This is a genomic window from Polynucleobacter sp. 86C-FISCH (assembly GCF_018882415.1).
In the GTDB taxonomy this organism is placed as follows: domain Bacteria; phylum Pseudomonadota; class Gammaproteobacteria; order Burkholderiales; family Burkholderiaceae; genus Polynucleobacter.
In genome coordinates this window covers 1,583,580-1,595,067 of record NZ_JACVOL010000001.1, presented here as the reverse complement: position 1 = coordinate 1,595,067, position 11,488 = coordinate 1,583,580, and the positions used below count along the sequence as shown (strand labels likewise).

The window sequence follows — 11,488 nt, the reverse complement described above, 5'->3', positions numbered from 1 at the left end:
CTCCAGTTTTATACAGGGCTAGCTTCTTCTAAACGGAAATCAATCGCACGAGCAGGAACAATCGTCGAGATTGCGTGTTTGTAAACCATCTGCGTCACGGTATTGCGCAAGAGGACAACATACTGATCAAAAGATTCAATATTGCCCTGCAACTTAATGCCGTTTACGAGATAGATCGAAACAGGTACATGCTCTTTGCGCAACGCATTGAGAAATGGATCCTGAAGTAATTGAATTTGTTTGTTATTCATACTGCCCCTTATTTATCTTTTCTGAACTACTTTTTTCGGAGTCTTGCTTTTTTAATTAAATATCAATCTTTACGACAACTTCTACATGAGCCCTCTATATTGGGCTGATTTTCGAAAAAATCAAGCCCATATCAATTTGAAGGTAAAAGCTTATCCCAAATTAACGCTTTTTGCCCTTTTTGCCTTTATCAGCATCCACATAGGGGTTTTTGGCCGTATTCATCTGAATCCGCAAAGGCGTACCGCGTAACTTAAAGACATCCCTAAAGCGACCCTCTAAGTATCGCTTGTAGCTATCAGTCACACCACTCAAGGATGTGCCATGAATGACCACAATTGGGGGGTTCATACCCCCTTGATGGGCATAACGCAATTTAGGACGTCCCATGCCAACGCGTTTCGGCTGCTGATGCTCAATTGCTTCTTGCAAGATACGGGTCAAACGTGGAGTCGGCAACTTAGCCATAGCTGCAGCGTATGCAGAATCCACATCTTTAAAGAGCTCTTTTAGGCCTGTGCCTTTTTTGGCTGAGATCGGATGAACGTTTGCAAAATCTAAGAAGCGTAGTTTTTGTGCAATCTCTAAGCGAGCGCGTTCTTTTACGTACGCATCAATACCATCCCACTTATTCACTGCCACCACTAGCGCACGGCCAGCTTCAACAATAAATCCTGCGATATGAGCGTCTTGCTCAGAAATATCTTGCTGCGCATCTAACATCAAGATCACGACATTACAGTCAGCAATAGCCTGCAATGTTTTGACAACAGAAAACTTTTCAATCGCTTCAAACACTTTGCCACGGCGACGCAGACCAGCGGTATCAACCAGAATGTATGGCTTACCGTTGCGTTCAAAGGGAACTTCAATCGCATCGCGCGTTGTGCCTGGCATGTCAAATGCAATTACACGCTCTTCACCGATTAACTTATTGATCAATGTGGATTTACCCACGTTTGGACGACCTACCACCGCAATCTTCATTGGGCGATTTGGATCGTTTGCTAATTCATCTTCATCTGGTTCTGCGATGCCTAGAGAATCCAATGCATCATCAATCAAACCACGCACGCCATCACCGTGAGCAGAAGAAATTGGGAAAGGTTCGCCTAAACCCAACTCATGAAAGTCTGCTGTGACAACGCCTGCTTGCATGCCTTCAGTTTTATTGACTGCCAGAATGACTGGGCGACCGGTCTTACGCAAGAAGTCTGCGATGACACGATCTTGTGGCGCCATTCCTAAGCGGCCATCCACCAAGAAAATCACAATATCTGATTCAGCAACAGCCTGCTTAGTCTGCTTTGCCATTTCGGCAACGATGCCGGTCTTAGCAACCGGCTCAAAACCACCGGTGTCTACGCAAATAAATGCACGTTCACCAATGCGGCCTTTGCCGTAGTGTCGATCTCTGGTTAAGCCAGAAAAATCCGCCACCAATGCATCACGTGAACGCGTTAAGCGATTAAAGAGAGTCGACTTCCCTACATTGGGACGACCGACGATAGTGATGACTGGATTCATTTTGGACTGTACGCCGCTATTTTTCCACCTTGAGATTGAACCAAGATGAGGCCACCTACCGCAATAGGGGCAGCCGAGATTGGACTACTGTCGTGACGAATACGTGCAACCATCTCACCATTCGCCTGTGAAAATGCATGGATGTAACCCTGGGCATCACCCATTAACAAAACTCTACCTACTGCAAGCGACTCACCGACGTCACGGTAAGTTAACTTAGTATTTTCCCAAACCTGAGTGCCATCCTTGGTTGCAAAAGCAGTGACATAGGATTTATCGTTGGCCGAGAAAACCATGTCCGTACTTTGGGAGGTGCCGGTATAGCTTGAGTAATCCTTGAACCATAAAAGATTGCCAGTACGCGCCTGACCACAGCCAATACGGCCTTGATAAGAAACGGCGCAGAGAATCTCGCCTTCCATACTAGGTTTAGCGGTAACGTCATTCAAGCGCTCAATTTCTGAAAACCCTTTTGGAAACGATACAGGGGTCTCCCAAACTAATCCGCCATTGGCAATCGCAATCATGCCAAAACGTCCACCTGCAAAGCCAGTAACAATCACTTCGTTACCGATGGCCAACATGCCATAACCCACACGCAATGACAAAGCAGACTGCTGACGCTGATAGGTCCATTTTTTGGCGCCAGTTTGCGCATCCAATCCAATAAAACGATTGTCTAGGGCGCGCACAATCACTACGCCACCCGCAACTACTGGCTCACTCAATACTTCGCTGCCGACGCTGACTTTCCAAATCTGCTTGCCTGTGTCGTCATAAGCATAGACAGTGCCTTTGGTAGTCACAGCAACTGTGGTGCGACCATCAGAACCAGGGCCAACAGACAAACGCTCGGGAACAGATGCCTCCCATACCTTGTTGCCTGATGCCAAATCTATTTTGGCCAAGTTCCCTCGATGAGAAGCGGCATATACAGCGTCACCAGCAACAACGGGATGAAAGTTAAAAGTTTCTGATGAACCAACGCTAGTTGACCATACCGGTTGCAAATCAAATTGATTCGTAACCGTAGTCAGTTCGGCAGGCTTTTTCACACGAGAGCCACCGGAACAAGCGACTAAAGCTATTACCACGGAACCCAATACCAAGGCAGCGCCTAGGCGCATCGGCAAACGCTTCATCTCTTTAGTCATCACTGAGAAACCCCTCCAACAGCATCTAATTTAACCTTCAAGAGACGGCGCGCCTCCTCTGGAAATTCTTTTGCTTGATCCAACTTCTTCCAAGCTTCTTGATAACTCTGCTTAGCTTGATCATTTTTCTTTTGCGCTAAATACCAATCGCCTCGACGCTCAAGCCAGAGGGACTCAAAACCAGCGATAGGTTTCTGATTCAGAATTTGATCTGCCTCAGCGAAATCCTTTTCCCCACCCTGCTCAATTAACTGTGTCACTAAACGTAACTTTGCCAATGCCAAGTAGCCATCATTTGAAGCATTCTTAGCGGCCCAACGTAAATAATCTAAAGCTTTATTGCCATCACCCGCATCTGATGCGATACGCGCAGCAATTAAGCTAGACATCGCCGCATAAGGTGTACGGCCAAAATCTTTTTGCAAATCATCTGCAGCACGCAAGGTTTGATCTTTATCACCCTTAGCAATTGCACCAACCATCGTTTCATATAGCTTGGAGGCTTCAAGCGCCTGACTATTGCGCCACCACTGATAACCACTATACGCAGCATAAGCAAATAAAGCAGCAGTAATCACACCTGTAATGAGATTGCGATATTTTTGCCAAAACGCTTTGAATTGGTCTAATTGTTCTTGTTCTTCTAGATCTAAAGGCATGTCAATCCAAACTAATTAATAAGTAATTTATAAGTATTAGGCTAATTCTATTCGGAGGCGCCTACCAAGGCATCAATTGCTGCTCCCAAGACATCATCTAAAGGAATAGACTTCTGTTCACCTGTGCCGCGCAGATCCTTGAGTTGAGCCTCGTTCTTAGCCAATTCATCAGGACCAATAATGACCGCAAAGGCAGCCCCACTACTATCCGCCTTCTTCATTTGGGACTTAAAGCTAGCGGATTGACCATCTGGAGGGCAGAAAAGAATGGTATCGATTCCAGCACTACGTAAACGCTCGGCAATAATCATGGCGGCCGTTAAAGTCTCACCGCCCTGGTGCAAAACAAAAATATCGCATTGCGCCTGGGTTTCCGGCAAGGAACCAGAAACTTTCTTGAGCTCAAGAACACGCTCCATACCCATTGCCCAACCACATGCAGGAGCAGCTTTGCCGCCCATGCGTTCAATTAAGGGATCATAGCGACCACCACCAGCGATAGTGCCCTGCGCACCTAACTCTTCTGTCACCCACTCAAATACTGTGAGGTTGTAATAATCTAAGCCACGAACTAAGCGGGGATTAATTTTGCAAGGGATGTTATTCGCTTTAAGCAAAGCTTGTACCGCATTGAAATGCTTCAGCGACTCTTCACCCAAGAAATCCAACAATTTCGGCGCACCTTCGATCAAGGCCTGCATCTCTGGATTCTTAGAATCCAAAATTCGTAAAGGATTTGTAAGCAGACGGCGTTGTGAGTCTTCGTCCAACTGCGATTTGTTCTTCTCAAAATACGTTACCAGGGCTGCACGATGCTCTGCACGCTCAGGCGCCTGACCCAGAGAGTTAATCTCTAAACGAACGCCCTTCAGACCTAGCTCATCCCATAGGCGCTGGCCCATGAGAATAATTTCTGCATCGATATCAGGTCCAGCAAAGCCCAAGGCTTCAATACCGAACTGGTGGAACTGGCGATAGCGACCACGCTGTGGACGCTCATGGCGGAACATCGGACCCGTATACCAGAGACGCTTTGGTCCTTCGTACAGCAAATTGTTCTCAATCACGGAACGCACTAATGCAGCTGTACCCTCTGGGCGCAAAGTCAATTGCTCGCCATTCAAACGATCTTCAAAGGAATACATTTCCTTCTCAACGATATCAGTCACCTCACCAATACCGCGCTGAAATACCGCCGTAGCTTCCACAATAGGCGTTCTCAAAAATTCATAGCCATAAGCGCGCGTGAGATCACGCAAAACATGTTCAAGATGCGCCCATTGAGCAGCATCGGCTGGCAGCAAATCATTCATGCCGCGTACGCCGTTAATCTTCTGCGTTTTTTGAACTTTATCTTTTACGTTTTGATCAGTCATTTTTATTATTGTTTTGCTTAAACCTGTTTAAACCTTAGCCGCGTAGTTTTGTTTTACGTATTCATCCACAATCACCTGGAACTCTTCGGCAATTCTCTCACCACGCAGCGTTTTTACTTTAACCCCATCTACGAACACTGGGGCAGCTGGGGTTTCTCCAGTACCTGGCAAGGAAATACCAATATTGGCATGCTTACTCTCACCTGGGCCATTGACGATGCATCCCATGACGGCCACATTCATATTCTCAACGCCAGGATGAGTTTTCTTCCAAACCGGCATTTGTTGACGTAAGTAAGACTGAATATTGGCTGCTAATTCTTGGAAAGTGGTACTAGTTGTTCTGCCGCAACCAGGACAAGCAATCACCATCGGCGTGAAATTACGCAGGCCCATGGTCTGCAATATCTCCTGCGCAACAATGACTTCGTTTTCTCGAGGAGCGCCTGGATCAGGTGTTAACGAAACACGAATCGTGTCGCCAATACCTTCTTGCAACAAGATACCCATTGCTGCAGTTGAAGAAACAATTCCTTTGCTGCCCATGCCTGCTTCAGTTAAACCCAAATGCAATGGATAGTCAGAGCGACGAGAGAGATCGCGATATACCGCAACCAAGTCCTGCACATTACTTACTTTGCAAGACAACAAAATTTGATCAGGGTTCATCCCAAATTCAACCGCTTTTTCTGCAGACTGCAACGCAGATTGAATCAAAGCCTCAATCATCACCTCTTGCGCAGTTTTTGGGACTGCTAAAGCCGCATTACTATCCATGATCGAAGCCAAGAGATCTTGATCTAAGCTGCCCCAGTTCACACCAATACGAATCGGCTTGTCGTATTTACATGCGGCTTCAATCATCTGAGCAAATTGTGGATCACGCTTCGCGCCCTTGCCTACATTGCCTGGATTAATGCGGTACTTAGAGAGCGCCTTTGCGCACTCTGGGAAATCATTTAATAAAGTGTGGCCGTTGTAGTGGAAGTCACCAATGAGTGGTACCAAGACATCCATCTTGTCCAACTGCTCACGAATATAAGGAACTGCAGCAGCTGCTTCTGGTGTATTGACAGTAATGCGCACCATCTCTGAACCAGCACGCGCCAATTCTTTTACCTGGATTGCTGTGCCAACTGCATCGGCAGTATCGGTATTGGTCATCGACTGCACACGAACAGGAGCATCTCCTCCAACGGTAATGATGTTGGTTTTCCAGGCAACAGTTGCCTGACGCGTAGCTCGCTTAGGTGCTGGACCTAACGGCAATGGTGGCAAAGAATTATCAGAGCTCATTGGATCTATTAATCAGGGTCTAATCTTTAACTTAATTTTTTGAGCCACTCAATGGGGTGCTCATTTGACTGCTCATTGGATTCCACTTCTTCGATTTCAATCTCGGCGCTATGCACATCACGCTCACGAACTCGAGTGCGATCTACTACATCCCCCGCCAACTGGCCACAGGCAGCAGCAATATCATCGCCACGAGTCTTGCGCACTGTCGCCACCATGCCGGCATCCAGGAGAATGCCCGCAAAGGCATTTACCCGCTGGGCTGACGAACGCTTGAGACCGGACTCTGGGAACGGATTAAATGGAATGAGATTGATTTTGCACTTAATGTTTCTGAGCAAGCGCACCAATTCTTTTGCTTGGATATCAGAGTCATTCACGCCATCGAGCATGCAATATTCAAAAGTTAAAAAGTCTCTTGGTGCGAATGGCAAGTAACGCTCACAAGCGTCAAGCAATTCACGTAGAGGATATTTTTGATTCAAAGGCACTAGTTGATCGCGCAATGCGTCGTTCGGCGCATGCAAGGAAACTGCTAGTGCCACTGGACAATCTTGTGCCAAGCGATCAATCATCGGCACTACGCCTGATGTTGAAACGGTCACACGACGACGGGACAAACCATAAGCCCTGTCATCGAGCATGAGACGCAATGCAGAAACAACGTTGTCGTAATTGAGTAATGGCTCGCCCATTCCCATCATCACCACATTGGAAATCACACGACCAGTATGTTCCCAACCTGGAGTAGGAAATTTTTCAATACGACGAATTGCTTCTGGATCATTGCGCAGAAGATGTTCGGCAAACCAAAGTTGACCGATGATTTCACCAGAAGTGAGATTGCGCGAGAAGCCTTGATGCCCAGTTGAGCAAAAACGGCAGTTCACTGCACAGCCCGCTTGAGAAGAGATACACAAAGTGCCTCGATCATCCTCAGGGATAAAAACGGACTCCACCGCATTGCCAGCGCCCACGTCCAGCAACCATTTGCGGGTGCCATCTAGCGCATGCTCATCTTTAATTACGGGGAGAGAAAGTACTTCTGCTTTATCTAGCAAAGTCGCTCTAAAGCTTTTTGCTAAATCACTCATGTCATTGATGTCTGATACACCACGTTGATGTATCCACTGCATGAGCTGCTTTGCCCTAAAGGGCTTTTCATTCAACCCCGCGACATACGCTGCCATTTGGTCAGCGTCAAAATCTAAGAGATTTACGCGCGGGGAGGTCAATGCGCCTACTTGTAGATAAATAGGTTACTGATTAACGATTGAAAACATTCATGCCAGGGAAGAAGAATGCAACTTCCACAGCAGCTGTTTCAGGAGCGTCAGAACCGTGTACAGCGTTTGCATCAATGCTGTCAGCAAAGTCAGCACGGATTGTGCCTTTTTCTGCTTTCTTAGGATCAGTAGCGCCCATCAAGTCGCGATTCTTAGCAATAGCGCCTTCGCCTTGCAAAACTTGAATCATGACAGGACCGGAGATCATGAAGCTCACCAAGTCTTTGAAGAAAGGACGATCTTTGTGAACGCCATAGAACTGCTCAGCTTCGTTTTGTGACAAATGCGCCATTCTGGAAGCAACGATCTTCAAACCAGCAGATTCGAAACGGTCATAGATTTTGCCGATGACGTTTTTAGCGACAGCATCAGGTTTGATAATAGAAAGGGTGCGTTCAATTGCCATTCAAGACTCCAATAGTGATTTCAAAGGTATTTGCCAGCTTGGGGCTATAAGCCACCCCACTCCAGCGACCCCCGAATTATACATTGCCTGACCGTATTTACCCCTATGTCCGTAGGGCTAAGCCCTTGAATTTACAGGGCATAAGCCTTTAATTTGTAGGTCTTTCACATGGGGGCTTGAAATTTAGGCGTTTTGTCTATACTTACTGTCAATAGCCCTATATGGGCTCTTGTAATAACTATGAAAAAAGAAGGAGTCAATATGAGTGATCTGAACTCTTACGGCTTTGGCCAAACCGGCTCAATTAGTACCGTCCAAGTACGCAACCGCGTACTCCGCAATACCTATGCGCTCCTAGCGCTATCCATGGTGCCTACTGTCATTGGCGCCTGGCTCGGTGTTGCCATGGGATTGGATCTCTTCGCAGGTAGCCCATTCATCGGCTTTATCGTGTTCATGGCAGTTGCCTTTGGCTTCTTCTGGGCAATTGAAAAGAATAAAGACACTGGTGTAGGCGTTCTCCTACTCCTCGGCTTTACTTTCTTCATGGGCATCATGATGTCCCGCTTAGTTGGCTACACACTGAACAGCTATAGCAATGGTGCAACTCTCATCATGTTGTCATTCGGCGGCACTGCTGCAATCTTCGCCACTATGGCAACCATTGCAACTGTAAGCAAGAGCGACTTTGCTGGTATGGGCAAGTGGCTCATGGTTGGCGTGCTGCTCTTGATCGTTGCCTCATTAGCAAACATCTGGCTGCAGTTACCGGCTTTGATGCTGACTGTGATGGTTCTAGCTATCGCAATCTTCTCAGCCTTTATCTTGGTTGATGTACAGCGCGTGATCAACGGTGGCGAGACTAACTACATCATGGCTACATTAGCTATTTACTTGGATGTGTATAACGTCTTTACCAACTTACTTGCCCTCTTGGGTATTGTTGGCGGTAACAAAGATTAAGCAATACTAAGAACTGAAGTGTGATGTTCTCTAAAGGCGCCTGCGGGCGCCTTTTTATTTGCTACAAAATAAGCTTCGTGCGAATTGTTTGCGACTAGAAACTAAACAGCTACAAACATACTCACAGCATAAGACAGCGCCATCAAAATAAATAAGAGGGCAAAACTATCTGAGGCTTTCATGACAAACTCCCAAAAGTAATTTACGGGCATGGCAGCAATACATCTCTGCACAAGCTCAATCTACTCTTGGGTTGGGGCCAAGTATTTACCCGGCGCACTGGATTTAGGCGCTACGCACTAAATTGGGGCAATCTAGGATGAACTAGAGGCGATCAAAAACCGCCATAGACTCCACATGGGAGGTGTGAGGGAACATATTGATAATCCCTGCACTACTCAAGGAGTAGCCTGCTTGATGGCACAGGATCTCAACATCCCTTGCTAGCGTTTTGGGATTGCAGGAGACGTACACAATGCGCTGAGGGAGCAAGTCACTTTGCTGAAGGTGTAATTCAGCTAACGCCTTGCAAATCTCCATCGCACCTTCGCGTGGTGGATCCATTAGCCAGCGCTCTGCTTTTCCCCAGGATGCAATCGTTTCTGGGGTCACTTCAAACAAATCACTTTGCATAAAGCTTACTTTATCAACCAGGCCGTTATGTTCGGCATTGGTTTTGGCTCTAGTGGTTAAGCTTGCTAAACCTTCTATGCCTAAAACTTGTTTTGCTTTTCTGGCAAGCGGTAAGGTGAAATTACCAATGCCACAGAATAAATCGAGCACACGATCCGTTGGCTTTACTTCAAGCAAGCGAATCGCCCTACTCACTAATGCGCGATTCATCATGTGATTGACCTGCGTAAAGTCTGCCGGTTTAAATGGCATCTCGATTTCAAATTCAGGTAGCCGGTAACAAAGCTTGCCAGTCTCGGGATAAAACGGTGCTACCGTCTCAATGCCTTTAGGCTGGAGCCATATCCACACCTGATGCCGATCGGCAAACTCTCGCAGCAGCTGTTCGTCATCAGACGTTAGGGGCTTGAGATTACGAAACACCAATGCGGTAACTGGTTTTGATTTTTTAGGATCATCCGACTGAGAATCTTCTGGCTCGCCAACCGCAATTTCAATTTGCGGCATACGATCGACGATGGACAAACCCATCACCAATTTGCGCATCTCTGGCAATAAGTCAGATACGTGCTTTGGCAAAATCTCACACGCAAGCATGTCAGCAACATAGCCGCTCTTACCTTCATGAAAGCCAATGAGTACCGTGCCTTTTTTGATAGAGCGATTAACGGCGCTGAGGCGTGCACGATGGCGGTATTCCCAAGTAGGTCCGCCCATAGGACGCAGAATTTCTCCTGGCTTTACTTTGGCAATGTGATGCAGATCGTCTTCGAGTACACGCTGCTTCATGGCAACTTGCGCACGTATATCTAAATGCTGCATCGTGCAGCCACCGCACACACCAAAGGCTTTGCATTTGGGTTCAGCCCGAAACACAGCAGGCCTCAGAATATCGCGAACTTTAGCTTTGCTAAAACGGGCTTTATCACTGGTGATGGTGTAAGTTACTAGCTCAGTTGGCAACGCGCCTTTAATGAAGATGACTTTGCCACTTTGACCCTGAGCAAGCTCTTCCTCATTAGGCATTAAGCGTGCAATCCCCTGAGCATCAAGATCTAAGGCTTCAACTTTGATTGGCTCAGTCACTTCAATATTGACTGGCTTATCCCCTCTACGCATCAGCTGAAAAACCCTGGAGATATTCTTGCCATTGAGCGCCATTAGGCTCTTTAGCTTCTTTTTCTAAATAGGCTTTTACAAACTCAATCTCTTCTTGGTACTCCTCGAGAGAGAAGCCACCGCGCAGCAACTGAAAGCGGCAATACATGAGATAAGTGTTGACCACATCAGTCTCACAGTAACGGCGAATATCATTAATCTTGCCATCCTGATACGCGGGCCATACCTGGCTGCCGTCCATGCCCATCTTGCCTGGGAAGCCGCATAACTTAGCCAAGCCATCAAGAGGCGCATTGGCGCGACCATTGAATTTAGCTAGTAGATCCATCATATCGAGATGACGCATGTGATATCGACTAATGTAGTTATTCCACTTAAACTCACGGCTATCAGACTCTTGGCTCTCGCCCATCTCCCAATAACGTGGTGCTTGAATGTGATTTGCTAGAGCGCGATAGTGCAATACCGGCAAGTCAAAGCCACTGCCATTCCAAGAAACCAATTGTGGCGTGTATTTTTCAATGAGATCAAAGAAGGCCTGAACCAAAACCTTTTCATCATCTTGTGGGGTACCTAGGGTGCCCACTTTAATTTGTGGCAATCCCTCTTTAGTGGTTCTGCGTATCACGCAAGATATAGCGACAATCTTTTGCAAAAACAAGGGCAAAAATTCGCTGCCGGTTTTGGCCGCACGATCGGCCATGGCTTTGCTAGCCACTTCGGTATCGCTCATGGATTCTGGAAAATCTTCCAGACGACGCAATCCCGCTACATCAGGAATGGTTTCAATATCAAATACGAGAACAGTTGCCATACTTAC

11 protein-coding genes are annotated in these 11,488 nt (G+C 46.9%); 1 reads left to right on the top strand and 10 read right to left on the bottom strand.

The features are described from left to right. Positions 1 to 8 precede the first annotated feature (8 nt). From hfq to ndk, 8 genes are all read right to left on the bottom strand, one after another. Positions 9 to 251, bottom strand: a complete 243-nt coding sequence (gene hfq / locus ICN10_RS08100; protein ID WP_068321135.1) for an RNA chaperone Hfq — start codon at positions 249 to 251, stop codon at positions 9 to 11. A 160-nt stretch (positions 252 to 411) separates the two neighbouring features. Next, positions 412 to 1,776 (bottom strand): ribosome biogenesis GTPase Der, encoded by a 1,365-nt coding sequence (gene der, locus ICN10_RS08095; protein WP_216214455.1) that lies wholly within the window; start codon positions 1,774 to 1,776, stop codon positions 412 to 414. Further along, positions 1,773 to 2,930 carry an outer membrane protein assembly factor BamB gene (gene bamB, locus ICN10_RS08090; RefSeq protein WP_216214452.1) on the bottom strand — a complete coding sequence of 386 codons (1,158 nt, stop codon included), beginning with the start codon at positions 2,928 to 2,930 and terminating at the stop codon, positions 1,773 to 1,775. The genes der and bamB overlap by 4 nt, the downstream gene beginning before the upstream one ends. Further along, positions 2,930 to 3,589, bottom strand: coding sequence for a tetratricopeptide repeat protein (locus tag ICN10_RS08085; protein WP_216214450.1), 660 nt, complete (start codon positions 3,587 to 3,589; stop codon positions 2,930 to 2,932). The genes bamB and ICN10_RS08085 overlap by 1 nt, the downstream gene beginning before the upstream one ends. A gap of 47 nt (positions 3,590 to 3,636) precedes the next feature. Further along, complete coding sequence (gene hisS / locus ICN10_RS08080) at positions 3,637 to 4,965, bottom strand: histidine--tRNA ligase (RefSeq protein ID WP_216214448.1); 1,329 nt, start codon at positions 4,963 to 4,965, stop codon at positions 3,637 to 3,639. Positions 4,966 to 4,992: 27 nt separating this feature from the next. Then, a complete protein-coding gene (gene ispG / locus ICN10_RS08075; RefSeq protein ID WP_216214445.1) occupies positions 4,993 to 6,261 on the bottom strand; it encodes a flavodoxin-dependent (E)-4-hydroxy-3-methylbut-2-enyl-diphosphate synthase in 1,269 nt (422 codons plus the stop codon). A gap of 26 nt (positions 6,262 to 6,287) precedes the next feature. Next, positions 6,288 to 7,496, bottom strand: coding sequence for a 23S rRNA (adenine(2503)-C(2))-methyltransferase RlmN (gene rlmN / locus ICN10_RS08070; protein ID WP_216214443.1), 1,209 nt, complete (start codon positions 7,494 to 7,496; stop codon positions 6,288 to 6,290). A 31-nt stretch (positions 7,497 to 7,527) separates the two neighbouring features. Then, complete coding sequence (gene ndk / locus ICN10_RS08065; RefSeq protein ID WP_068321117.1) at positions 7,528 to 7,953, bottom strand: nucleoside-diphosphate kinase; 426 nt, start codon at positions 7,951 to 7,953, stop codon at positions 7,528 to 7,530. Positions 7,954 to 8,214: 261 nt separating this feature from the next. Here ndk and ICN10_RS08060 point away from each other — a divergent pair, with 261 nt between their 5' ends. Next, positions 8,215 to 8,916: a Bax inhibitor-1 family protein gene (locus ICN10_RS08060; protein ID WP_216214442.1), complete on the top strand. Its 702-nt coding sequence runs from the start codon at positions 8,215 to 8,217 to the stop codon at positions 8,914 to 8,916. 324 nt (positions 8,917 to 9,240) lie between these two features. Here the strand turns inward: ICN10_RS08060 and rlmD are convergent, their stop codons facing one another. Together rlmD and ICN10_RS08050 are read right to left on the bottom strand one after the other, a co-directional pair. Beyond that, on the bottom strand, positions 9,241 to 10,668 hold the full coding sequence (gene rlmD / locus ICN10_RS08055; protein ID WP_216215277.1) for a 23S rRNA (uracil(1939)-C(5))-methyltransferase RlmD: 1,428 nt from the start codon (positions 10,666 to 10,668) through the stop codon (positions 9,241 to 9,243). Then, positions 10,661 to 11,482 (bottom strand): 3'-5' exonuclease, encoded by an 822-nt coding sequence (locus ICN10_RS08050; RefSeq protein ID WP_216214439.1) that lies wholly within the window; start codon positions 11,480 to 11,482, stop codon positions 10,661 to 10,663. The genes rlmD and ICN10_RS08050 overlap by 8 nt, the downstream gene beginning before the upstream one ends. Positions 11,483 to 11,488 lie beyond the last annotated feature (6 nt).